Annotated in this window: 23 protein-coding genes; 8 read left to right on the top strand and 15 right to left on the bottom strand. The window is 72.7% G+C overall.

The window, feature by feature from the left end:
• Nucleotides 1-9: 9 nt before the first annotated feature.
• From IRQ30_RS09710 to IRQ30_RS09680, 7 genes are all read right to left on the bottom strand, one after another.
• Nucleotides 10-1278 carry a class I SAM-dependent methyltransferase gene (locus IRQ30_RS09710; protein ID WP_193612701.1) on the bottom strand — a complete coding sequence of 423 codons (1269 nt, stop codon included), beginning with the start codon at nucleotides 1276-1278 and terminating at the stop codon, nucleotides 10-12.
• Nucleotides 1275-2639, bottom strand: a complete 1365-nt coding sequence (locus IRQ30_RS09705) for an FAD-binding protein (protein ID WP_193612700.1) — start codon at nucleotides 2637-2639, stop codon at nucleotides 1275-1277. Before IRQ30_RS09705 ends, IRQ30_RS09710 begins: the two co-directional genes overlap by 4 nt.
• A gap of 10 nt (nucleotides 2640-2649) precedes the next feature.
• Complete coding sequence (locus IRQ30_RS09700; protein ID WP_193612699.1) at nucleotides 2650-3366, bottom strand: DUF6226 family protein; 717 nt, start codon at nucleotides 3364-3366, stop codon at nucleotides 2650-2652.
• A 625-nt stretch (nucleotides 3367-3991) separates the two neighbouring features.
• A complete protein-coding gene (locus tag IRQ30_RS09695) occupies nucleotides 3992-4333 on the bottom strand; it encodes a cytidine deaminase (RefSeq protein WP_193612698.1) in 342 nt (113 codons plus the stop codon).
• Entirely contained in the window at nucleotides 4326-5654 is a 1329-nt protein-coding gene (locus IRQ30_RS09690) for a hemolysin family protein (RefSeq protein WP_193612697.1), read from the bottom strand. Before IRQ30_RS09690 ends, IRQ30_RS09695 begins: the two co-directional genes overlap by 8 nt.
• Nucleotides 5651-6130 carry an rRNA maturation RNase YbeY gene (gene ybeY, locus IRQ30_RS09685; protein WP_193609145.1) on the bottom strand — a complete coding sequence of 160 codons (480 nt, stop codon included), beginning with the start codon at nucleotides 6128-6130 and terminating at the stop codon, nucleotides 5651-5653. The genes IRQ30_RS09690 and ybeY overlap by 4 nt, the downstream gene beginning before the upstream one ends.
• A complete protein-coding gene (locus IRQ30_RS09680; RefSeq protein WP_193612696.1) occupies nucleotides 6127-7146 on the bottom strand; it encodes a PhoH family protein in 1020 nt (339 codons plus the stop codon). Before IRQ30_RS09680 ends, ybeY begins: the two co-directional genes overlap by 4 nt.
• Nucleotides 7147-7250: 104 nt before the next feature.
• Between IRQ30_RS09680 and IRQ30_RS09675 the strand changes: the two genes are divergently transcribed.
• Nucleotides 7251-7517, top strand: a complete 267-nt coding sequence (locus IRQ30_RS09675) for a hypothetical protein (protein ID WP_193609143.1) — start codon at nucleotides 7251-7253, stop codon at nucleotides 7515-7517.
• Nucleotides 7518-7527: 10 nt separating this feature from the next.
• Entirely contained in the window at nucleotides 7528-7815 is a 288-nt protein-coding gene (locus IRQ30_RS09670) for a DUF1905 domain-containing protein (protein WP_193612695.1), read from the top strand.
• Between the two features lie 7 nt (nucleotides 7816-7822).
• Here IRQ30_RS09670 and IRQ30_RS09665 read toward each other — a convergent pair whose 3' ends face one another.
• Complete coding sequence (locus IRQ30_RS09665) at nucleotides 7823-9040, bottom strand: hypothetical protein (protein ID WP_193612694.1); 1218 nt, start codon at nucleotides 9038-9040, stop codon at nucleotides 7823-7825.
• On the bottom strand, nucleotides 9037-9375 hold the full coding sequence (locus IRQ30_RS09660; RefSeq protein WP_338089644.1) for an HIT domain-containing protein: 339 nt from the start codon (nucleotides 9373-9375) through the stop codon (nucleotides 9037-9039). Before IRQ30_RS09660 ends, IRQ30_RS09665 begins: the two co-directional genes overlap by 4 nt.
• 141 nt (nucleotides 9376-9516) lie before the next feature.
• On the opposite strand from IRQ30_RS09660, the gene IRQ30_RS09655 reads away from it, so the two are divergent.
• Together IRQ30_RS09655 and IRQ30_RS09650 are read left to right on the top strand one after the other, a co-directional pair.
• Nucleotides 9517-10455, top strand: coding sequence for a Gmad2 immunoglobulin-like domain-containing protein (locus IRQ30_RS09655; protein ID WP_193612692.1), 939 nt, complete (start codon nucleotides 9517-9519; stop codon nucleotides 10453-10455).
• Between the two features lie 24 nt (nucleotides 10456-10479).
• The gene (locus IRQ30_RS09650; protein WP_193612691.1) at nucleotides 10480-11526 is read left to right on the top strand and encodes a DNA glycosylase AlkZ-like family protein; all 1047 of its coding nucleotides are present in this window, start codon (nucleotides 10480-10482) and stop codon (nucleotides 11524-11526) included.
• Nucleotides 11527-11541: 15 nt separating this feature from the next.
• Here the strand turns inward: IRQ30_RS09650 and IRQ30_RS09645 are convergent, their stop codons facing one another.
• Genes IRQ30_RS09645 through hrcA form a run of 3 tightly spaced genes read right to left on the bottom strand, consistent with a single transcriptional unit; the run spans nucleotide 11542 to nucleotide 14536 of the window.
• A complete protein-coding gene (locus IRQ30_RS09645) occupies nucleotides 11542-12285 on the bottom strand; it encodes a 16S rRNA (uracil(1498)-N(3))-methyltransferase (protein ID WP_193612690.1) in 744 nt (247 codons plus the stop codon).
• A 1-nt stretch (nucleotide 12286) separates the two neighbouring features.
• On the bottom strand, nucleotides 12287-13462 hold the full coding sequence (gene dnaJ, locus IRQ30_RS09640) for a molecular chaperone DnaJ (protein ID WP_193609136.1): 1176 nt from the start codon (nucleotides 13460-13462) through the stop codon (nucleotides 12287-12289).
• 48 nt (nucleotides 13463-13510) lie between these two features.
• Nucleotides 13511-14536: a heat-inducible transcriptional repressor HrcA gene (gene hrcA / locus IRQ30_RS09635; protein ID WP_193609135.1), complete on the bottom strand. Its 1026-nt coding sequence runs from the start codon at nucleotides 14534-14536 to the stop codon at nucleotides 13511-13513.
• Nucleotides 14537-14682: 146 nt separating this feature from the next.
• On the opposite strand from hrcA, the gene IRQ30_RS09630 reads away from it, so the two are divergent.
• From IRQ30_RS09630 to IRQ30_RS09615, 4 genes are read left to right on the top strand one after another with little or no spacing between them, the layout of a single operon-like run.
• Complete coding sequence (locus IRQ30_RS09630) at nucleotides 14683-15414, top strand: hypothetical protein (protein ID WP_193609134.1); 732 nt, start codon at nucleotides 14683-14685, stop codon at nucleotides 15412-15414.
• Nucleotides 15415-15442: 28 nt separating this feature from the next.
• Nucleotides 15443-16306: an MBL fold metallo-hydrolase gene (locus IRQ30_RS09625; protein ID WP_193612689.1), complete on the top strand. Its 864-nt coding sequence runs from the start codon at nucleotides 15443-15445 to the stop codon at nucleotides 16304-16306.
• A gap of 19 nt (nucleotides 16307-16325) precedes the next feature.
• Nucleotides 16326-16544: a hypothetical protein gene (locus IRQ30_RS09620; protein WP_193609132.1), complete on the top strand. Its 219-nt coding sequence runs from the start codon at nucleotides 16326-16328 to the stop codon at nucleotides 16542-16544.
• A 52-nt stretch (nucleotides 16545-16596) separates the two neighbouring features.
• Nucleotides 16597-17445, top strand: a complete 849-nt coding sequence (locus IRQ30_RS09615; RefSeq protein WP_193612688.1) for a DUF3097 family protein — start codon at nucleotides 16597-16599, stop codon at nucleotides 17443-17445.
• A gap of 1012 nt (nucleotides 17446-18457) precedes the next feature.
• On the opposite strand, the gene IRQ30_RS09610 is transcribed toward IRQ30_RS09615, so the two are convergent.
• The 3 genes from IRQ30_RS09610 to IRQ30_RS09600 form a co-directional block, all read right to left on the bottom strand.
• Nucleotides 18458-18934 (bottom strand): TM2 domain-containing protein, encoded by a 477-nt coding sequence (locus IRQ30_RS09610; RefSeq protein ID WP_193612687.1) that lies wholly within the window; start codon nucleotides 18932-18934, stop codon nucleotides 18458-18460.
• Between the two features lie 9 nt (nucleotides 18935-18943).
• Nucleotides 18944-20155, bottom strand: a complete 1212-nt coding sequence (gene hemW / locus IRQ30_RS09605; RefSeq protein WP_193612686.1) for a radical SAM family heme chaperone HemW — start codon at nucleotides 20153-20155, stop codon at nucleotides 18944-18946.
• 168 nt (nucleotides 20156-20323) lie between these two features.
• Nucleotides 20324-22156 carry an AMP-dependent synthetase/ligase gene (locus IRQ30_RS09600; RefSeq protein ID WP_193612685.1) on the bottom strand — a complete coding sequence of 611 codons (1833 nt, stop codon included), beginning with the start codon at nucleotides 22154-22156 and terminating at the stop codon, nucleotides 20324-20326.
• Between the last annotated feature and the right edge of the window lie 47 nt (nucleotides 22157-22203).

Genomic DNA, 22203 nt, shown 5'->3' with positions numbered 1-22203 from the left:
GCAGGCTAGTCACCATGTGGGTCGGAGGGGGAATCCGTTGCTCCCGCCGTCGGTGACGCGGACCCCCAGTACCTGGTGCAGCTGGATCTCGTTCCACTCGAAGCCGAGGCGCGAGCTGGCGATGTAGAGCCCCCACACCCGGGCCGTCCCGATGCCGACCTCGTCGACGCAGGCGTCCCAGTTGTCCACCAGGTTGCGGTTCCAGTCGCGCAGGGTCATCGCGTAGTGCATCCGGAGGTTCTCCGAGTGCATGACCTCCAGGCCGGCGTCCTGCGCCTCCTTGATGATCGTGCCGGAGCCGATCAGCTCCCCGTCGGGGAAGACGTAGCGGTCGATGAACGCACCGGTCTCCTCGCGACGGTTGTGGTGGCGGGTGATCGAGTGGTTGAGCAGCCGTCCCTCCGGCTTCAGCCGGTCGTGCAGGAAGCGGAAGTACGACGGGTAGTTGCGCACCCCGATGTGCTCGGTCAGCCCGATGGAGCTGACGGCGTCGAAGTCGCCCTCCATCACGTCGCGGTAGTCGAGGTGGCGCACCTCGGCGAGGTCGCCCAGGCCGTCGCGGTCGATGGCCTCCTTGCCCCAGTCGGCCTGCTGCTGCGAGAGCGTCACGCCGAGCGCCTTGACGCCGTACTCCTTCGCCGCGTGGCGCACCATGCCGCCCCAGCCGCAGCCGACGTCGAGCAGGCGCTGACCGGGCTTGAGGTCGAGCTTGCGCGCGACCAGGTCGAACTTCTCGGCCTGCGCCTCCTCGAGCGTGGCGTCGGCGTGGGGGTAGACCGCGCAGGTGTAGGCCATCGAGGGGCCCAGGACGTGGCGGTAGAAGGCGTTGGAGACGTCGTAGTGGTGCGAGATCGCCTCGGCGTCGCGGCCCATCGAGTGACGCAGGCCCTCCATCGCCCGGCGCCAGCGCGGCAGGTGCTCCTGCGGCGGCGGTGGCGGCGGCTTGAGGTTGGAGATGCCGAGGCCGCGCACCAGCGTGAGGATCTCGCCGGGGCTGACCTTGCGGAACTTCGTGTGGTCCTTGAGCCGCGACATCAGCTCGTAGGGGTTGCCGGGGTGCACTCCGTGCACGACGAGGTCGCCCGCGACGTAGGCCCGGGCCAGCCCGAGGTCCCCCGGCGCGGTCAGGAGGTAGGCCAGGCCGCGCTGGCTGGTGAGCTCGAGGGTCATCGGCGAGTCCTCGGGGCCGGTCGCGCTGCCGTCGTACGCGGTGAACCGGACGGGCATGCCGTCGCGCAGCAGGTCCGCAATCGCGTCCGCGATCCTGATGGTCGTCATCGTTTCCTCACTGCCTTGTCGAAGAGGGTGGTCAGTCGGTCGTCGGGGTCGTAGCGGCGCTTGACCGCGGCGAGGTTGGCGCCGTCGTAGAGCCGGTCGAAGGTCTCGGCGTCGTAGAACGCCTCGCTGTAGAGCGACTTGTGGCCGCCGAGCTCGTGCACCTTGGCCTCGATGGCGCGGTTGAGGGGGCCCTCGGGGGCGTCGTCGCCCACGTGGACGGTGCCCCAGAACCCGACGTTGACGTAGGTCTCCCCCGGCTCGAGCGGGTAGGTGCTCCACGGGCGCTTCGCGACCAGCGGGCACAGCCAGACCGGTCGCATGCCGACCTCGGCATCGAACCACTCGAGGAACTCCGGGAGCCGCTCGACCGGAACCTCGACGTCCTGGATGACGCGCTCGCGCATCGGCCGGCCGGCGCGGCGGTCGAGGCGGTCGGCGATCGCGAAGCGGCGGTCGAGCCCCAGCAGCCGGTGGTAGACGTCGGAGCGTCGCAGCCGGGCCGGCCACACGCGCCGAATCAGCGGGTGCTGCGCACCGAAGGCCCCGGAGCACCAGAACCAGTCGGTGTCCCACCGCCAGAGGTAGTCGTACATCGTCAGCAGGTCGGTCGCGCGCTCCTGCACGGAGCGGAAGTAGACCTGCTGGCCGGTGTAGTCGCTGGGGACGGCGCCGTCGGCGGAGTCGGTCCAGCGCGCCAGCGTGAGGTACAGCTCCCCGGGCTCGAACGCCGTGCCGTCGAGGCCGTCGACGCGCTCCCCCGCGTGCTCGCCGGTCTCCACGATCTCGGCCACGGTCTTGGCCAGCAGCGCCGCGTCGTCGAAGCGCACGTGCCGCAGCGCGACGTACGTCGGCACCGGCTCGAGCTCGATGCGCAGCCGGGTGGCGTAGCCCAGCGAGCCGTAGGAGTTGGGGAACGCGTCGAAGAGGTCGTCCCCCGGACGGCACGTGACCACCTCGCCCGCGCCCGTCAGCACGTCCATGTCGAGCACCGACTCGTGCGGCAGGCCGTTGCGGAAGCTGGTCGACTCGATGCCGAGGCCGGTCACGGCGCCGCCGAGGGTGATCGTGCGCAGCTGCGGGACGACGTAGGGGATCAAGCCGTGGGGCAGCGTCGCGTCGACGAGGTCCTCGTAGGTGCACATGCCCTGCACCTGGGCCGTGCGCGTCTCGGGGTCGACCTCGATCACGCCGGTGAGGCCGGACACGTCGAGCCCCGGTGTGGTCGTGGCCTGTCGCGGCCGGAAGAGGTTGGAGGTGCGCTTCGCCAGCCGCACCGGCTGTCCGGCCGGAATGGCGGCCGCGGACTCCACGAGCCGGCTCACCGCACGCTCGTGCTGCTCCCAGGGGTCTCCCGAAGTCACTGACTGCACGTTACTCCGATCCGCACTCCGTCGTGTCACGTCTCGCGTCGTAGGCCGGGCCCAGCACTGCGGGGTACGTCGAGCGGCCCGCACGCGCGTCCGCTACGACGTCGTCGAGCCGGTCGAGCACCCCCTCTTCCCCTTCGCCGTCACTCGATGCCTCCAGCCCGTCCTCGCGGGTGACGACGTAGCCGTGCGGCGTCGTGACGTGCACGAACGTCCCGCGCACCACGTCGACCAGCCGCCCGTCGAGCTCCTCGAGCAGCGCCTCGGAGCCGTCGTCGCACGCGTCGCAGCCGCAGTACGGCAGGCGGGCCAACGCGATCGACGGGCGACCGACGCCCAGCTCGAGCACCGTCTCCCCAACGCCGTCCATGCCCCTGAGCGACACCAGCACCGGCAGCGCGCCAGGACGACGCGGCTCGATCCGGTACGCCCGGTCCGGGGTCGCGGCGGCCACCGAGCGCGGCACCTCGTCGAGGTCCGTCACCTCGACGACGTCCGCGAGACCTCGGCCCACCAGCACGTCCGCCCACGCCTGGGCGCGGGCACGGAGGACGAGGTACTTCGCAGGGTCCAGGCAGCGGGAGTACTCCTCCTCGGAGGGACCGTCTCCGGCGTGGGGGTCCGGCCAGGACGTCAGGCCCGCTCCCGTCACCCGGTAGCGGTGGGCCACCGCCTCCAGGAGCTCCACGTCGAGGGGGTGGACGGGGCCGGTCAGGTGCACCCGGCGACCCTAGGGTGACGGGGCGGGCGGTCGCCTCCCGTTTTCGACCTCGCCAGGGCGACGGTCGGGCCGGAGGCGCCGAAGATCGACACCGGTGTCGGCAGTTCGGGCCTGGGGCGGAGGTCTTCACGCTTGGCCGGGCCGGGGTGGCGACGAACTGCCGACGTTGACTGTCGGTAGCCGCACCACCAGTCACACCAGCCCACCAGGAGCCTCGCCATGGAGGGTGCCGCGCCTTGCGCGGGCGGCGCGGGCGAAGCCCGTGTCGCCCCGTGCGCCGTCAAGCCGGTCGAGAGAGGCTCCGGGTCAAGGACGGCCGCAGGCCGCCGCGAAGCGGGCGCCGCAGGCGATCCTTGACGCGGAGACGCGACCGGCTAAGCGCGCGGCACCCCGGCTCGGCCCGGAGGAGACAGCCAGAGGTGCAGGGGTCTCGACGGGCGCTCGTCGCTGGCGCTCCTCACTGCTCGACCACCGGTGGGGTGCGGCGGCGTGGTTTCGAGGCTCGCTGCGCTCGCACCTCAACCACCGTGGGTCGCTGCTCGGCGCTCGACTCACGGGGTCTCGACGGGCGCTCGTCGCTGGCGCTCCTCACTGCTCGACCACCTGTTGCGTGCGGCGGGGTGGGTCAGGTGGTCGAGGTGGAGGCGATGGTGCCGCGGGCGTCGCCGCGATGGACGAGGACGCCGGGTCCGGCGAGCTCGCTCAGGGCGGCCAGGTCGGCGGGGGCGAGCTCGGCGGCGTCGCCCAGGACGACGGCCGCCTCGAGCCCCTGCGAGCCGCCGGCGACGGCCATCGCGACGCACACCTGGAGCGCCGAGACAGCCAGGGAGGGCAGGGCGACCGTGGCGGCGGCGTAGGTGCGGCCGTCGGCGTCGCGGATCGCGGCGCCCTCGGCGGCGCCGGTGCGGGCGCGGGTGGCGCGGGCGAGGGTGACGAGCTTGGCGTCCTCGGCGGTCAGGTCACTCACTGGCGTTCTCCAGGGCGGGTGCGGGCTTGTCGTGGTGGGTGGTGGCGTCCTCGGGCTCGACCCGGTGGATGAGCACCGTGCCGATCTTGTTGCGACGGCCGGCGGCGTCCTCGGCCACGAAGCGCAGGCCGTGGGCCTCGACCGTGGAGCCGGGGATCGGGACGCGGCCGAGGTGCTTGGCCATGAGGCCGCCGACGCTGTCGACGTCCTCCTCCTCGACGTCGAAGCCGAAGAGCTCGTCGAGGTCGTCGACGGGGTAGCGCGAGGACACCCGGACGACGCCCTCGGGCAGGGTCTCGACCTCGATCTCGTCGTCGTCGTACTCGTCAGTGATCTCGCCGACGATCTCCTCGAGCAGGTCCTCGATGGTGATCAGGCCGGCCGTGCCGCCGTACTCGTCGACGACGACCGCGATGTGCTGGCGGCGCGCCTGCATCTCGCGCAGCAGGGCGTCGACGGGCTTGGACTCCGGCACCCAGTGGACCGGCCGCATGACCTCCTCGATGCGCTGGGTGAACTCCACCTCGGGCGCCTCGAAGTCACGGCGGACGATGTCCTTGAGGTAGGCGAACCCTCGGATGTCGTCGAGGTTCTCCCCGATGACCGGCACCCGGGAGTAGCCGCTGCGCAGGAACAGCGACAGCGTCTGCCGCAGGTTCTTGAAGTGCTCGATGTAGACGACGTCGTTGCGCGGCACCATCACCTCGCGCACCGAGGTGTCGCCGAGCTCGAAGACCGAGTGGATCATCCGGCGCTCGTCGGACTCGATCAGCGCCGACGCCTCGGCCATGTCGACCATCTCGCGCAGCTCGGTCTCGCTGGAGAACGGGCCCTCGCGGAAGCCGCGCCCCGGGGTGATCGCGTTGCCCACCAGGATCAGCAGGCGCGGCAGCGGCCCGAGCACGGTCGTGAAGAGCGCGAGCGGCGCGGCCGAGACCAGCGCCACGGTCTCGGAGTGCTGGCGGCCCAGGGTGCGCGGCGCGACGCCGATCACCACGAAGGACACCAGCAGCATCACGCCGATCGCGGTCAGCACGCTGGCGAGCCACGAGCCGTCGACGAGCTCGTCGATCTGCAGGGTGACCAGGACGATCGCGGAGATCTCGCAGAGCAGCCGCAGCAGGAGCGCGGTGTTGAGGTAGCGCGGAGCGTCCTCGAGGATCGAGACCAGGGCGCGCGCACCCGCGCGGCCCTCGGCGACGAGCTCGGTGGCGCGTGCCTTCGAGAACGACGCCAGCGCGGCGTCGGCGGCCGTGAAGAGGCCGGCCAGCAGGACGAGGGCGGCTGCCGTCACCAGCAGCCAGAGATCGCCCGAGGTCATGGCTCGACCGTGGCGGGACCCGGCCGCAGCTGGGTCCGCCACGCGGCGAGCAAGGTGTCCTGGAGGCCGAACATCTCGGCGTGCTCCTCCGGCTCGGCGTGGTCGTAGCCGAGCAGGTGCAGGATGCCGTGGACGGTGAGCAGCTCGATCTCGGCGTCGGTGCCGTGGCCGGCCTCCGCGCCCTGCCGTGCGGCGATCGCGGGGCACAGCATCAGGTCGCCGAGCACGCCCTCCTCGGGCTCCTCGGTCACCAGGCCCGGCCGCAGCTCGTCCATCGGGAACGCCAGCACGTCGGTCGGCCCCTCCTTGCCCATCCAGTGCCCGTTGAGCTCGGCGATGGTGTCCTCGTCGACGGCCTTGATGCACAGCTCCGCGAGCGGGTGGACGCGCATCTCGTCCATCACGAAGCGCGAGAGGCGCGCGAGGTGCTTGACGTCGAGCGGGAGCCCCGATTCGTTGAGGACCTCGATCGTCATCGCGGCGACGCCTGGGTGCTGCGCTCGGCGTCGAACTCGTCGTAGGCCGCGACGATCTTGCCGACCAGCCGGTGGCGCACGACGTCCTGGCTCGTCAGCGTGTTGAACGAGATGTCGTCGACGTCGTCGAGGATCCCCTGGATGACCCGCAGCCCGGACTTCATCCCGTTCGGGAGGTCGGTCTGCGTCACATCGCCGGTGACCACGATCTTGGAGCCGAAGCCCAGCCGGGTGAGGAACATCTTCATCTGCTCCGGCGTGGTGTTCTGCGCCTCGTCGAGGATGATGAAGGAGTCGTTCAGCGTGCGCCCGCGCATGAACGCCAGGGGCGCCACCTCGATGGTCCCGGCCGCCAGCAGCTTGGGGATCGTCTCGGGGTCGACCATGTCGTGCAGGGCGTCGTAGAGCGGACGCAGGTAGGGGTCGATCTTCTCGCTCAGGGTCCCGGGCAGGTAGCCGAGGTTCTCGCCGGCCTCGACCGCGGGCCGGGTCAGGATGATCCGGTTGACGTTCTTCGACTGCAGCGCCTGCACGGCCTTCGCCATCGCGAGGTACGTCTTGCCCGTGCCAGCCGGACCGATGCCGAACGTGATCGTGTGCTTGTCGATGGCGTCGACGTAGCGCTTCTGGTTGAGCGTCTTGGGCCGGATCGAGCGGCCCCGGTTGCTCAGGATGTTGAGGCTGAGCACGTCGGCGGGGCGCTCGGTCGTCTCGGCGCGCAGCATCGCCAGCACGCGCTCGACGGTCTCGGCCGTCACGCCCTGGCCGGTGCGGATGATCGTCACCAGCTCGTCGAGCAGGCGCTCGGCCAGGGCGACCTCGCCGGGGTCGCCGTTGAGCGTGATGCGGTTGCCGCGCACGTGGACGTCGGCGCCGAAGGAGCGCTCGATCAGCGCGAGGTGCTCGTCGCCGGGGCCGAGCAGGCTGACCATGTTGATGCTGTTGGGGACGACCACGGTGTGCCGCGTCTGGCGGGCGTCGCCCGCGGGGGTCCGGTCGGTGCTGCTGTCAGTCATGGGTGCCCTGGGCGGGCGGCCTTTCGGTCGGGTACGGAGCCACCCTCCATGCTACGGGAGCGTGGCGCAGCGGCCCACCGGGTTGTGCCCCGTACCGTGGAGCCATGCGGGAGGCCGACGAGTACGACGAGGACTGGGACGGGGACGACGACTCCCCTCCGGTCTGGTTCCCCGGCGGCCACCTCCCCCCGGACGCGCGCGGCATGGGCCTCACCCACCACGTGCCCGACGGCGCGCTGCTCGACTTCGCGGGCAAGCTCGATCCCAGCTTGCGGCGCCACCGGATCACCGCGTGGGTGCTGCTCGTGGTCTTCGGGCTGCCGGTCCTCTTCGCCGTCCTCCGCCTCGTCGACGCGGTGCTCCCCGGCTGAGGCGGGCCCGGTGCAGCTGGAGTTCGCGGGCGAGGTCTGGGAGTGGCGCGGCCCGGCGCCGTACCACTTCGTGAGCGTGCCGGAGGACGAGTGCGAGGCGATCGCACTCGCCGCGGCCGCCGTGACCTACGGCTGGGGCATGATCCCGGTCGCGGTCCGCATCGGCGGCACCGACTGGACGACCTCGCTGTGGCCCAAGGACGGCGGCTACGTCGTCCCCCTCAAGGACGCCGTCCGCCGGGCCGAGGGCATCGCGCTCGGCGACGCGGTCGACGTACGCCTCACGATCGACGTCTGAGAGGCCGCTACCGGTCGAAGGCGACCTGCAGCATGCCGAGGCACATCTCGTCGGTGGTGCCCTCGCCCCAGAGGACGTAGCGGTCCTCGCGCTGGGTCTCGAAGGCGGGCAGCCGGTCGCGCAGCCACTGCGCGTGGCGACAGGTGACCTTGACGGTGTCGAAGGCGTCGACGTGGACCGGCTCGATGGGGCGCGAGCCCTGGTCGTCGAAGTTCCACGGACGCACGTCGAGCACCGTGCGCGCCTCGGGGGTGCCGGGGTTCGTCTCGATCGTGATGCGCCGCCCCAGCAGGTGCATGTGCCCGGCGACGCCGTGGACGGTCATCCCGCGGCCGAGCGTGCGGGTGCACTCGGTGGTGCCGGACGGCACCACGTCGCTCCCGCAGAGGAAGTGCAGGCCCTGCGCGAGCGCCCCGCCGGCGGAGCCGAAGCGGTCGCGGGCGTCGGCCAGGGCGGCCTCGCGGTCGCACAGCGGCGAGGCGTCGCGGCCAGGACGGCACGGCATCTCGACCGGCGCCGGCATCAGGAACGTGTGCAGCGCGGTCGTGCGCGGGTCGCGCCGGGTGACGCGGACCTGGGTGGAGCTCATGTCGGGGCTGGCGCCGGCGAGCAGGTTGTAGTGGACCTGCATGACGATGCGCGATCCCCGCGGGAGGTCGACGCCGTAGCCGGCCTTGACCGTCGTCTCCTCGCCACCGGGCGCCCAGGCGCCGAGCCAGGGCGCGTCGTCGGGGTTGGTGAACTCCCCCTCGAGGCCGCTGCCACCGAAGCAGGTCCAGCCCTGCCCCTCGGTGTCGGCGTCCTTCTGCTCGGCGGCTGCGACCTGCTCGGGCGGCACCCGGAAGAGGATGACGTGGTGGACGACGTCGGGGTTGCCGGGCACGACGTTGGTGCCGGTGAGGTAGCTGTCGCGGGCCAGGTGCGGGTCGAGCAGGAAGCAGCGGTAGTCGTCGGTGCCGGTGCCGGTCGGCGCGGACGGCGTGTAGGTCTCGGGCATCGTCATCGTGATGCGCTTCTCACCGGCGCGCAGCGGCTTCAGCCTCGCAGGTGCGACGTCGGGGTGGTGCGCGGCGGGCGGCGGGCTCGCCGTCTCCGTCGGCGTCGCGGAGGCGTCGGCCGACGGCTCGGTGGCCGCCGCCGGAGCGCGGTCGTCGGTGCCGGAGCACGCGGACAGCACGACCGCGAGCAGGGCCGCGCCCAGCAGCGTCGTACGCCGCCGGCTCATCCCGGCGGCCAGGTCAGGTCGCGCCCGGCCAGCACGTGCACGTGGGCGTGGAAGACGCTCTGCCCGGCGCCGGCGCCGGTGTTGAAGACCAGCCGGTAGTCGTCGTGGCCCTCGGCCTGCGCCACCGCGGCCGCGGCAAGGACCAGCTCGGCGGAGGCGGCCGGGTCGGCGGCGGCGAGCTCGGCGGCGTTCGCGTGGTGGTCGCGCGGCACCACGAGCACGTGGGTAGGGGCCTGCGCGTTGATGTCGCGGAACGCGACCGTGCGATCGGTGGCGTGCACGATGTCGGCGGGGATCTCCCCGGCCACGATCTTGCAGAACAGGCAGTCGTCCACGACAGGCCCCTCTCCCAGGCTCGGCGCCTCCATGCTCGCACGGCGCACCCGCTCCGGGCAGGCGAACCGCGAGGGCCGCGGGCGACCGACACGCCCCCGATCACCGTGCAATAGCGGGGCCGCCCCGCGAGGATGGAGGCCATGAGCACCCCTCGGAGTCGTTCTCTCGCCCTCGCGCTCGCCGGCCTCGTCGGCAGCGTCGTCCTGGCCGGCTGCGGCGACGACCCCGACCCGGTCGCCGACGACCCCGAGGGCACGGGCGGACAGAGCTCCGAGGCCACGCCGTCCGGCGAGCCGGCCCCGACGCCGAGCGACGCGGGCGACGGCTCGGGCGGCTCCGGCGACGGCTCGGGCGAGCAGGTCACGGTGCCGGTCTACTTCGTCGGCGACACCCCGCAGGGCCGGCGGCTCTACCGCGAGTTCCGCAAGGTCGAGGGCGACGACCCGCTCGCCGAGGCGGCGGCGTTGATGACCGCCGGGGACGCGAACGACGCCGACTACGGCACCCTGTTCAGCGCCGGCGACTTCGCCTCGGTGTCCTACGACGCCGGGTCGGGCTTCGTGGTCGAGCTCGCCGACAGCGCCTACGCCACCGCCCCGGAGGGCATGAGCAAGCGGACCGCGCGACTCGCCGCCCAGCAGCTCGTCTACACGCTCCAGGGCGTCCAGCAGCAGAAGGACCCGGTGACCGTCGAGCTGGGCGGCTCCCCCAGCACGCTCTTCGGCGTCGACACCTCCTCCGGGCTGAAGCGCGCGGGCGAGATCGACACCCTCGCCCTGGTCAACGTCACGGCTCCCGAGGAGGGAGCGACCGTGAGCGGCACGTTCACCGCGAGCGGGGTGGCGAGCGCCTTCGAGGCCACCGTGCCGTGGCAGGTCAAGCAGGGCGAGGAGGTCGTGCTCGAGGGCTTCGCGACCGCCGAGGGCTGGATGGACAAGCTCTACCCGTGGGAGAGCGAGGTCGACGTCTCGGGCCTGGCCCCCGGCGACTACACCTTCGAGGCCACCACCGGCGACCCGTCGGGCGGCGAGGAGGGCTTCGGCCCGACGGTCGACACCAAGACGATCACGGTCGAGTAGGCCGGCTCCCGTGAGGCAGGTCCGGTGAGGCTCACGCAGCGGCGGCTCAACCGCACCCTGCTGCGCCGCCAGCACCTGCTCGAGCGCACCGACCTGACTCCGGCCGGGCTGTCCCACCACCTGGTCGGGCTGCAGGCGCAGGAGACCCTGCCACCCTTCCTCGGCCTGGCCGCGCGCCTCACCGACCTCGACCCGCACGAGGTCACCCGCGGCCTCGAGGAGCGCTCGCTGGTGCGGCTGCTGTGCCTGCGCGGGACCATCCACCTGCTGGTGGCCGAGGACGCGCTGTCGTTGCGGTCGTGGACCCAGTCCCGTCAGGAGCAGGAGCTGCGCTCCAGCCAGAACACCCGACCCGCGCTCGGGGTCGACCGCGCCGCCTTCGACGCCGCGCTGTCCGCCGCGCTGGCGGAGGGGCCGTCGACCCAGAAGGCACTCGGCGCGGCGCTGGCGGAGCGCTTCCCCGGCGTGCCGCCCGCAGCCCTGGGCCAGCTCGCACGGCTGGTCGCGCCGCTGGCGCAGCTCCCGCCACGCGGCACCTGGAAGGGGTCGGGCGGGGTCGTCTACCAGTACGTCGACCGATGGCTGGGCCGCCCGCTCGCGGAGCCGGACGTCGAGGACCTGGTGCGCCGCTACCTGCGTGCCTTCGGACCCGCGACCGCCGCCGACGTCACGACCTGGTCGGGCGTGACGCGACTCGGCCCCGTGCTGGCCGGGATGCCCGACCTGGTCCGCCACGAGGACGAGCGCGGGCGGGTGCTCCTCGACGTCGCGGACGGCGTCGTCGCCGACGAGGACGAGCCCGCGCCGGTGCGGCTCCTCGGCTGCTACGACAACCTCTGGCTCTCCCACAGCGCCCGCGACCGGGTCACCGACCCCGACAAGCGCACCGCATGGTCGGGGGTCAACGGCGGCACCGGCCACACGCTGTTCGTCGACGGCATGCTCGAGGGGATCTGGCGCGTCGAGGAGGGTCGCGTGCGGGTGCTCGAGACGCTGCGCCCGCTCACCCGCGCGGAGCGGGCGGAGCTCGACGAGGAGACCGCGCGCGTCGAGGCGCTGCTCGCCCGCTGACCGGCGGCTGCCGGGTCAGGCGCCCCAGCGCGACGTGCGCGACAGCAGGGCGGCGCACGCGACGACGCCGGCGGTCGACGTGCGGAGCACCTCGGCGCCCAGGCGGACGCTGACGGCGCCCGCCCCGACGAAGGCCGCCACCTCCTCGTCGGTGAGACCGCCCTCGGGGCCGACCACGACCAGCACGGTGCCGGCGCTCGGGGCCTCGAACGCGGCCAGGTGCTCGGTCGCGTCCTCGTGCAGCACCACGGCGAGGTCGGCGGCCGTCACCAGCGCGACGACGTCCGAGGTCGAGGCGAGATCGGCGACCGTGGGGTGCCAGGGGCGGCGCGACTGCTTGGCCGCCTCGCGCGCGGTGGCCCGCCACCGGCCCAGCGACTTCGTGGCGCGGTCGCCCTTCCAGACGGCGACGCTGCGGGCGGCTGCCCAGGGGACGACGGTGTCGACGCCCACCTCGGTGAGCACCTCGACCGCGAGCTCGCCCCGGTCGCCCTTCGGCAGCGCCTGCACGACGACCAGGGAGGGCGCCGGGGCCGGCAGGTCCTCGACCGCCTCGGCCAGCACGCTCAGGAGCCGCTTGCCGGTGCCGGCGACGCTCCCGGTGATGGTGCGGCCGCGGCCGTCGGTGAGGACCAGCCGCTCCCCCACCCGGGTACGACGCACGGCGACGGCGTGGTGCGCCTCGTCACCCTCCACGGTGACGGTCGTGCCGACCGAGACCCCGTCGAGCGACGGGACCAGGTGGACGGGCAGCGACATGTCAGTGGTTGAACGCGTCGCGCAGGCGACCGAAGACCGAGCGCTGGGCCCCGGCGGGCACCTGCCCCGTCGGGGACTCCTCGTGCCGGATCGCCGCCAGCTCGCGCAGCAGCTCCTCCTGACGGGCGTCGAGGCGCTGCGGGGTCTCGACCAGGATGGTGACGACGAGGTCGCCACGGCCGCCGCGCAGGCCCGGGACGCCGCGGGCGCGCAGCACCTGCTGGGTCCCCGACTGCGTGCCGGAGCCGATCTCGAGCTCGAAGGACGTCTCGACGCCGGAGTCGGCGCCCTGCTCGATGTCGGCCTCGAGGGTCGGCAGCGTGAGGGACGTGCCCAGGGCGGCGGCGGTCATCGGCACCGAGACCGTGCAGTGCAGGTCGTTGCCGTGGCGGGTGAACGTCTCGTGCTCGGCCACGTGGATCTCGACGTACAGGTCGCCGGCGGGGCCACCGCCGGGGCCGACCTCGCCCTGCTCGGTGAGCTGGACGCGGGTGCCGTTGTCGACGCCCGCCGGGATCTTGACCGTCAGCGTGCGGCGCGAGCGGACCCGGCCGTCGCCGGAGCAGGAGCGGCAGGGGTCGGAGATGATCGAGCCGAAGCCGCGGCACGCCGCGCACGGGCGCAGGGTGCGGATCTCGCCGAGGAACGAGCGCTGGACCTGGGCCACCTCGCCCGCCCCGCGGCAGGTCTCGCACGTCACCGGGTGGGAGCCGGGGGCGGCGCCCTCGCCGTGGCAGGCGTCGCACAGCACCGCGGTGTCGACCTTGAGCTCGCGGGCCACCCCGAAGGCCGCCTCCGCGAGGGAGATCTCGAGGCGGATGAGCGCGTCCTGGCCGCGTCGCACGCGCGAGCGCGGTCCGCGACCGCCCTGACCGCCGGCACCCGGCTGGCCGCCGAAGAAGGCGTCCATGATGTCGGTGAACGAGAAGCCGGCGCCCTGCCCGAAGCCCGCCTGGCCACCGCCGAACGGGTCGCCGCCACGGTCGTAGGCGGCCCGCTTCTGCGGGTCGGAGAGGACCTCGTAGGCCAGGGAGATCTCCTTGAAGGTCTCCTGGGTGTCGGGGTCCGGGTTGACGTCCGGGTGGTACTGCCGCGCGAGGCGTCGGTAGGCCTTCTTGATGGCGTCGTCGTCCGCGTCGCGGGCGACACCGAGCAGCTCGTACAGGTCCTTGCTCAACGTGGTTCCTTGTCTGGGTCGGGAGGTTCGGGCGCGCGTGGGCGCCGCTCAGTCCTCGTCGAGGATGCGGGAGACGTAGCGGGCGACCGCGCGCACCGCGGTCATCGTGCCGGGGTAGTCCATGCGGGTCGGACCCACCACCCCCAGCGTGGCGAGGGCGTCGTTGGTCGGGCCGTAGCCGGTGGCCACGACGCTGGTGGAGGCGAGCTGCTCGTAGGGGCCCTCGGCGCCGATGCGCACGGTCACCATGCCACCGGTGGTGGCCTCGCCGAGCAGCTTGAGCAGCACGACGTGCTCCTCCAGGGCCTCGAGCAGGGGGCGCACGGCGGAGTCGAAGCTGTCGCCGTAGCGCGCGAGGTTGGCGGCGCCGCCCACCGCGATGCGCTCGTCGGAGCGGTGGTCGCTCATCGCCTCGGCCAGGGCCTCCACCACCGGTCCGACGTACGCCGCCAGGTCGGCCGTGGGCGGCTCGGCGGCGAGGGCGCGCAGCGCCGTGACCGCGGTGGAGATGATCTCGCCGGCGGCGACGGAGTTGACCCGTGAGCGCAGGTCGGCGAGCGCCTCGTCGCTGAGGTCGGCGCCGAGCTCGACGATCCGCTGCTCGACCCTGCCGGTGCTGAGGATGAGGACGGCCAGCAGCCGGCGCGGGGCGAGGGCCACCAGCTCGACGTGGCGCACGGTCGAGCGCGAGAGGGTGGGGTACTGCACGACGGCGACCTGACGGGTCAGCTGCGAGAGCACCCGCACGGAGCGCTGGACGACGTCGTCGAGGTCGACCGCGCCGTCGAGGAAGGTGGAGACCGCGCGCCGCTCGGCCGCGCTCATCGGCTTGACCGTGGTGAGCCGGTCGACGAAGAGCCGGTAGCCCTTGTCCGTGGGCACCCGTCCGGCGCTGGTGTGGGGCTGGGTGATGTAGCCCTCGTCCTCCAGCGCCGCCATGTCGTTGCGGACCGTGGCCGGCGAGACGCCGAGGCCGTGCCGCTCCACCAGGGCCTTGGAGCCGACGGGCTCCTCGGTGGCGACGTAGTCCTCGACGATCGCGCGGAGCACGGCCAGCCTGCGCTCCTCCTGCATGTCCGCCTCCCGCCCGTTTGGCACTCCGATGATCCGAGTGCCAATCCTACCCGCGGCCCGAGCACACCCGACATTCCCTCGCGGTGGGCGTCGCCGTTGAAGCGCGTATCAGTTAGGGTTGCCTTACCTCACCTCCAGGAGCGCCCATGAGCACGGACACCAGCCACCTCACCGCCCTCGACGAGCCCCGGCAGCTGGCCGCGGCCGCCCGCAGCATCCTGGCCTGCCCGGCCGGGGTGAACCTCGTCGTCGACGGCGTCGAGGACGTCCTGGCCGGGACCGCCGACCTGGGCATGCAGGACCTCGACGGCACCCCGACGTTCTCGTGCGTGCCCGGCAGCGACCTGGCCGCCGCCGCGCAGATCGGCGCCAGCGCCCTGCTCACCCTCGAGAGCGGCCTCGGCGCGCCGGGCTCCTCCGACCGGGCGGCCACGCTCACGCTGGCCGGCACGCTGCGGGTCACGGCCCGCGAGGACTGCGGGTGCTGCGGCGAGGCGCGCGACATCGTCGAGCTCTCCATCACCTTCGCACTGCTCGCCCGCACCGGGAGCCGCCCCGAGCAGCAGTACCGGGTGCCGCTGGCGCCGTTCCGCTCCCCCGACCACCGCCTCAACCGCGGCTACCTCCAGCGCTCCGTCGAGCACGCCAACCACTGCCACCAGGAGGAGCTGCGGCGCGCCGTCGCCACGACGAGCGGCACCCGGCTCTCCCAGGTGGTCGGGGTCGCCCTCGCCGACCTGCGCCCCGACGGCGTGCTGGTGCACTGGGTCGACCTGGACGGCGCCCACACGCGCGAGCTGACGTTCGCCACGCCGGCCTCCACGACCGAGGAGCTCGGCGAGCTCCTGCGCCGCCAGCTGCACTCCGGCCTCTGCTGACCCCGACCGGCGGCCTACATTGGGCCGCGTGGCATTCCTCGAGGTAGCCGACCGCGTCTGGGTCGCCCGCTACGACTGGTTCGACGTCAACGTCACGCTCGTGCGCGGGTCGGGCGGGCTGCTGGCCGTCGACACCCACGCCTCGGCGCTCGCGGCGCGCCAGGTGCTGGAGGACGTCCGCGCGCTGGGCGTCGGCGACGTCACCGGCGTGATCAACACCCACGAGCACTTCGACCACACCTTCGGCAACCACGAGTTCCGCACGGCGTACGGCGCCATCCCGATCCACGCGCACGAGGCCGCCGCCGCGCAGACCCTCGCCGCCGGCGAACGGGTGAAGGGTCTCTACCGCGACGACCCCGACGACCCGCACCGCGACGAGGTCGTCGCCACCGAGGTCGTCGCGGCCGACCACACGTTCTCCTCCGCGGTCGTGCTCGACCTCGGTGACCGCCTGGTAGAGCTCGTCCACCCGGGCCGCGGCCACACCGCGGGTGACCTGGTCGTGCGCGTGCCCGACTGCGACGTGCTGCTGGCCGGCGACCTGATCGAGGAGTCCGCCGCGACCGGGGGCGTGCCCGGCTACGGCGGCGACTGCTACCCGCTCGAGTGGCCGTGGACCCTCGACATCCTGCTCGGGCTGACCACCTCGGCCAGCGTGGTCGTGCCCGGCCACGGCGCTGCCGTGGACCGTGAGTTCGTGGAGACCCAGCGCAACCAGGTCGGCCTCGTCGCCGAGACCATCCGCGAGCTGGCCGGTCGCGGGGTGCGCCCCGAGGACGCGCTGGCGGCCGCCGAGGAGTGGCCCTTCCCGCGCGAGGCGCTCGCTCACGCCGTACGACGTGGCTTTGCGCAGCTCGAGCGCGGCGAGCGACGTTTGCCGCTGGCCTGAGGAGGGTTACGTTCGGAGCATGAGCGACTCCGAGACCACCCCCAGCGACCACGACGACGCCGTCGGCGTCTCCGACGACAAGCTGCCCGAGGACCTCCAGCCGGGCGAGGACAACCCGCTCGCCGAGGGCCTCGACGACAACGAGACCGTCGAGGGCCTGCTGGACGGCGGCAAGGACGCCGAGCAGCTCGGCGAGGACGGCACGACGGCAGGGTCGGAAGAGTCACAGGAAGGCTGACCCCGGCGCGGGAGACCCCGGAAGGCCCTCTCCCGCCTCTAGCGTCAGTCGGGTGAGCGACCGATACGGCACCGACGTCCTGTCCGGCGACTGGCGCAAGCCCCAGCGCGGGCGCGCCGTCGAGGCGCCGGCCGACCTCGGGAGCGTCGTCGAGGAGGTCACAACCGACTGGGTGGGCGAGATCGTCGCCGTCGACCGCGACCTGCACACGCTGACCCTCGAGGACCGCCGCGGCCGCCGCCGTACCTTCCCCCTCGGGCCGGGCTTCCTGCTCGAGGGCAAGCCGGTCATCCTCACCGCGCCCGTGCGCCGCACGGCGCCCGCCGCGCCCACTCGCACCGCGTCCGGGTCGGTCGCCGTACCGAACGCCCGCGCCCGCGTCGCCCGGGCCAGCCGGATCTTCGTCGAGGGCCGCCATGACGCCGAGCTCGTCGAGAAGGTCTGGGGCGACGACCTGCGCATCGAGGGCGTGGTCGTGGAGTACCTCCAGGGCGTCGACGACCTCGTCGCCCACCTGCGCGACTTCGGCCCCGGCCCGGAGCGCCGCGTCGGCGTGCTCGTCGACCACCTGGTGCCGGGCTCCAAGGAGAGCCGCATCGCCGCCGACGTCGCCGCCTCCCCCGTCGGCAGGCACGTGCTCGTCGTGGGCCACCCGTTCGTCGACGTCTGGCAGGCCGTCAAGCCCGACCGCATCGGCGTCGCTGCCTGGCCGACCATCCCGCGCGACGTCGAGTGGAAGAAGGGCGTCTGCCGCCACTTCGGCTGGCCCGCCGACGACCAGGCCGACATCGCCCGCGCCTGGCAGCACATCCTGTCGCGCGTGCAGTCCTACGACGACCTCGAGCCCGCGCTCCTCGGCCGCGTCGAGGAGCTCATCGACTTCGTCGCCGGCTCCGACTGAGCACCAACCTCCGGTGGTCGAGCAGTGAGGAGCGCCAGCGACGAGCGCCCGTGAGCCGAGCGCCGACTCACGGTGGTTGAGGTGCGAGCGCCAGCGAGCCTCGAAACCACACCACCGGTGGTCGAGCAGCGAGGAGCGCCAGCGACGAGCGCCCGTCGAGACCCCATGAGCCGAACGCCCAGCGGCGACCCACGGTGGTTGAGGTGCGAGCGCCAGCGAGCCTCGAAACCACCCCGCCGATGCGTGGCTGAGGTTGGCCCGCCCGCTAACAGCGCGGGCCCTGCCTATCGGTCACCTATGTCGGCAGTTCGCGCCTGACGCCGGGCTCTCCACGCTCGGCCGGCCTCATGCGGTGACCAACTGCCGACGCTGAGTGTCGGTAGACGCACCACCAGCCACACCAGCCCCACCAGAGGGGTGCCGCGCCTTGCGCGGGCGGCGCGGGCGAAGCCCGTGTCGCCCCGTGCGCCGTCAAGCCGGTCGAGAGAGGCTCCGGGTCAAGGACGCCCGAAGGGCGCCGCGAAGCGGGCGAAGCTCCTTGACGCGGAGACGCGACCGGCTATGCGCGCGGCACCCCAGTCCGGCCCCGAGGAGACAGTCAGAGGTGCAGGGGTCTCGACGGGCGCTCGTCGCTGGCGCTCCTCGCTGCTCGACCACCGGAGACGTGGTTTCGAGGCTCGCTGCGCTCGCACCTCAACCACCGGACCGAAGGTCGGCGCTCGGGTCACCGGGTCTCGACGGCCGCTCGTCGCTGGCGCTCCTCGCTGCTCGACCACCGGAGACGTGGTTTCGAGGCTCGCTGCGCTCGCACCTCAACCACCGGCCCGGAGGTCGGCGCTCGGGTCACCGGGTCTCGACGGGCGCTCGTCGCTGACGCTCCTCACTGCTCGACCACCGCTGCTATGCGTTGGGTGGTTTCGAGGCTCGCTGCGCTCGCACCTCAACCACCGTAGGGTCGCTTGGCGTTCGGCTTACTGGGGTCTCGACGGACGCTCGACCACCGAGGGGCGGGTCAGCGGAGCATGAGGCCGTTGGCGTCCTTGCTGTCGGTCGCGAGCATGAGGATGCCGTCGATGACGGGCCAGAGCGCGCCGACGCCACAGGTGAGGATCGTGACCAGGAGCTGGGCGGTGCCGATGCCGTTGTCGCCGACGTAGTAGCGGCCGATGCCGAAGGGCACGAGGATCTGGAGCAGGCCGGCGATGACCTTCTGCTTGTCGGAGTACGGGATGCCCGTCACGGGGTGCACGCCGTAGGGGGCGCCGGGCATGCCCATCGGCATGACGCCGGGGTAGCCGGGGTAGGGCTGCGGGTGGCCGTAGCCACCGGGCTGGCCGTACGGCTGCTGCGGCTGGCCGTAGGCCGGCGGGGGCGTGCCGTAGGGCTGTCCCCCGGGCTGTCCCCCGGGCTGTCCCCCGGGCTGGCCACCCTCGGGCTGGCCGCCCTGCGGCTGGTACGGGTCGTACGGGTTCTCGGGGCCCTGGCTCATGCGAGCACCCTATGGGAGGAGGTCGCGCACGACCGCGTCCGCCAGGAGGCGACCGCGGCGGGTAAGGACGAGCCGCTCCGTGCCGGGCTCCAGGAGGCCGTCGTCGACGAGCCGAGGCACCGCCCCGAGGCCCGCCGCGTCCAGCACCCGCGGGTCCAGGCCGTCGCGCAGCCGCAGCTCGAGGAGCACCCGCTCGACGCGGCGGCTCTCGGGGTCGAGGACCTCGCGCGCGTGCGCCGGGCTGGCGCCCGAGGCCAGCCGGTCGGCGTACGCCGCGGGGTGCTTGACGTTCCACCAGCGCACACCGCCCACGTGGGAGTGCGCGCCCGGTCCCACGCCCCACCAGTCACCGTCGGTCCAGTAGCCCAGGTTGTGGCGGCACCTGGCGGCGTCGTCCCGCGCCCAGTTGGAGACCTCGTACCAGCCCAGTCCCGCCGCGGTCAGGCGGTCGTCGGCCAGGTCGTACTTGTCGGCCAGGTCGTCCTCGTCGGGCATCGGCAGCTCGCCGCGGCGCACCCGACGGGCGAGGGCGGTGCCGTCCTCCACGATCAGCGAGTACGCCGACACGTGGTCCGGCCTGCAGGCCAGGGCCTCGTCGAGGGTGCGGCGCCAGTCGTCCTGCGACTCCCCCGGCGTCCCGTAGATGAGGTCCAGGCTGACCTGCTCGAAGCCGGCCTCGCGCGCCCAGCGCACCACGTCGGGGACGCGGGCCGGGTCGTGGGTGCGGTCGAGCACCGCCAGCACGTGCGGGACGGCCGACTGCATCCCGAACGAGATCCGGGTGAAGCCCTCCTCGCGCAGCTGGGCCAGGTCGTCCGGCGTCACGCTGTCGGGGTTGGCCTCCGTCGTGACCTCGGCGTCCGGGGACAGGCCGAACTCGGAGCGCACGGCGCCCAGGACGGCGCCGAGGTCGCCGGGGCTCAGCAGCGTCGGCGTGCCGCCGCCGACGAACACGGTGTCGACGGGCGCGTCCACCTCGCCGAGCACCCGGCGCGCCTGGCGGACCTCCGCGACCGCCGAGGCGGCGTACGTCGCCCGGGAGGCGCCGGGTCCCAGCTCGTCGGCGGTGTAGGTGTTGAAGTCGCAGTAGCCGCAGCGCACGCGGCAGAACGGCACGTGCACGTAGAAGCCGAAGGGGCGCTCTCCCAGCCCGGCGAGGGCGGCGGCGGGCAGCGACCCGTCCGCCGGGACCGGGTCACCGGCTGGGAGGACGGACGGCACGTCCTCATCCTCCCACCCGCCCCGTCACCGTTCGGACTGGGACGTCGAGCCCGACGGTGCGGTCATGGGGTCCTCCGGAGATGCGAACGGGTGCCGGCGGTCTCCCGCCGGCACCCATTCGATCCGGTCCACCTGTGCGTCCCCCGAGCGAGGAGCGTCAGGGGGCCGTCAGCTGTAGAACGACGCGATGCGCTCCTTGTTGTTGTCCTCCACGACGTTGCGCTTGACCTTCATCGAGGGCGTGAGCTCGCCGGACTCGATCGTCAGGTCGTGGTCGAGGATCTCCCACTTCTTGATGGTCTCCCAGCGGTTGAGGCGCCCGTTGAGCTCCTCGACGTAGCCGGCGACCATCTCGTGCGCCTTGTCGGAGGTCACGATCTCGGAGTACGACTTGCCGGCCATCCCGTTCTCGGCGGCCCAGCCCTCCATCGCGTCGGGGTCGAGGGTGACCAGCGCGACGACGTAGTTGCGGTCGTTGCCGAAGACCATGAACTGGCTGACGTAGGGGCAGATCGCCTTGAACTTCGACTCGATCGCCGACGGGGCGATGTACTTGCCGCCGGAGGTCTTGAAGAGGTCCTTGATGCGGCCGGTGATGGTCAGGAAGCCGTCGGCGTCCAGGCTGCCCTTGTCGCCCGTGCGCAGCCAGCCGTCGTCGGTGAGCGTCTTGGCGGTCTCCTCGGGGAGGTTGTGGTAGCCGTCCATGACGTGGGGGCCGCGCAGCAGCACCTCGTCGCCCTCGCCGATCTTGACCTCGCTGCCGGGCAGCGCGCGACCCACCGTGCCGATCCGGTTCTCCTCGGGGTGGTTGACCGTCGCCCCGGCGGAGTTCTCGGTCATGCCGTAGCCCTCGAGGATCACGATGCCGGCGGCGTTGAACCACTCGGCGATCTCCTGGTTGAGGGCGGCCGAGCCGGAGATGAAGAACCGCACGCGGCCACCGAACCGCTCGCGCACCTTGCTGAAGACGAGCTTGTCGAAGAGGCCGTGCTGGAGCTTCAGCGGGAGCGGCACGGACTTGCCCTCGCGCTTGAGCCGGTCGGCCTTGAGGCCGACCTCGAAGGCCTTGTGGAAGATCTTCTCCTTGGCTCCGCCCTCGGCCGCCTGCATCGTCTGGATCCGGCCGTAGGCCTTCTCGAAGATGCGCGGGGCCGCGCCCATGAACGTCGGCTTCACGATGCCGCAGTTCTCGACGATCTTCTCCACGCGTCCGTCGATGGCGGAGGCGAAGCCGCAGGCCAGCTGGGCCGAGAGCAGCACCTTGCCGAAGGAGTGCGACATCGGCAGCCACAGGAACTGCAGGTCACTCTCGTCGAGGATGTGCTGGACCTTGATCGCGGAGCCCTCGTAGACCCAGGACTCGTGCTTGAGGCGCACGCCCTTGGGACGTCCGGTGGTGCCGGAGGTGTAGATCAGCGTCGCCAGCTGGGTGGGCGCGATGCTCTTCGCGGTCGTCTCGATGACGTCGGGGTGCTCGGCGAGGTAGGCGTCGCCGAGCTCGGCGAGCGTGTCCATGGTGATGACCCAGTCGCCGGGTCCGGCGCCGTCGGCGGCGCCATCGAACGTCACGACCTTGGTGAGGTGCGGCAGCTCGGACTTGTGCTCGCGGAGCTTGGCGAGCTGCTCGTCGTCCTCGGCGAACACGACGCGGGACTCGGAGTCGCCGAGGATGTAGGCGGTGTCCTCGGCGTTCGTCGTGGGGTAGACGGTGGTCGTGGCGCCGGCGGCGCACATGACCGCCAGGTCGGCCAGGATCCACTCGTAGCGGGTGCCGGAGACGATCCCGATGCGCTGCTCCGGCTCGATGCCGAGCGAGAGGAGTCCGGCGGCGAGGCGGCGTACGAGCACCCCGGCCTGCTCCCACGTGACGGACTCCCAGTCCTCGCCACGGGGGTAGCGGAACGCCTCGGACCCGGGCGAGGCGGCCACCCGGTCGAGGAACTGCACCGCCACGTTCTGAGGAAGGTTGTCGACGAAGGTCGTGTCGTGGTTGACGGGCATGCCACTCCTGGGTGAAGCCGAGACGGGTGTGTTTCGGAGTAACCTAG

This window comes from Nocardioides lijunqiniae (assembly GCF_015024225.1).
GTDB classification, from domain to species: domain Bacteria; phylum Actinomycetota; class Actinomycetes; order Propionibacteriales; family Nocardioidaceae; genus Nocardioides; species Nocardioides lijunqiniae.
The sequence above is the reverse complement of the archived record's forward strand: the minus strand, read 5'-3'. Positions and strand labels throughout refer to the sequence as shown.

Excerpts from the sequence above, each read along its gene's own strand:
- IRQ30_RS09710 (WP_193612701.1), bottom strand. The coding sequence starts at position 1,278 with ATGACGACCATCAGGATCGCGGACGCGATTGCGGACCTGCTGCGCGAC.
- IRQ30_RS09645 (WP_193612690.1), bottom strand. The coding sequence starts at position 12,285 with ATGTCGCTGCCCGTCCACCTGGTCCCGTCGCTCGACGGGGTCTCGGTC.
- IRQ30_RS09600 (WP_193612685.1), bottom strand. The coding sequence starts at position 22,156 with ATGCCCGTCAACCACGACACGACCTTCGTCGACAACCTTCCTCAGAAC.
- ybeY (WP_193609145.1), bottom strand. The coding sequence starts at position 6,130 with ATGACGATCGAGGTCCTCAACGAATCGGGGCTCCCGCTCGACGTCAAG.
- IRQ30_RS09690 (WP_193612697.1), bottom strand. The coding sequence starts at position 5,654 with ATGACCTCGGGCGATCTCTGGCTGCTGGTGACGGCAGCCGCCCTCGTC.
- IRQ30_RS09665 (WP_193612694.1), bottom strand. The coding sequence starts at position 9,040 with ATGAGCCGGCGGCGTACGACGCTGCTGGGCGCGGCCCTGCTCGCGGTC.
- IRQ30_RS09680 (WP_193612696.1), bottom strand. The coding sequence starts at position 7,146 with ATGACTGACAGCAGCACCGACCGGACCCCCGCGGGCGACGCCCGCCAG.
- hrcA (WP_193609135.1), bottom strand. The coding sequence starts at position 14,536 with ATGCAGGAGGAGCGCAGGCTGGCCGTGCTCCGCGCGATCGTCGAGGAC.
- IRQ30_RS09675 (WP_193609143.1), top strand. The coding sequence starts at position 7,251 with ATGCGGGAGGCCGACGAGTACGACGAGGACTGGGACGGGGACGACGAC.
- IRQ30_RS09620 (WP_193609132.1), top strand. The coding sequence starts at position 16,326 with ATGAGCGACTCCGAGACCACCCCCAGCGACCACGACGACGCCGTCGGC.
- IRQ30_RS09655 (WP_193612692.1), top strand. The coding sequence starts at position 9,517 with ATGAGCACCCCTCGGAGTCGTTCTCTCGCCCTCGCGCTCGCCGGCCTC.
- IRQ30_RS09630 (WP_193609134.1), top strand. The coding sequence starts at position 14,683 with ATGAGCACGGACACCAGCCACCTCACCGCCCTCGACGAGCCCCGGCAG.
- IRQ30_RS09610 (WP_193612687.1), bottom strand. The coding sequence starts at position 18,934 with ATGAGCCAGGGCCCCGAGAACCCGTACGACCCGTACCAGCCGCAGGGC.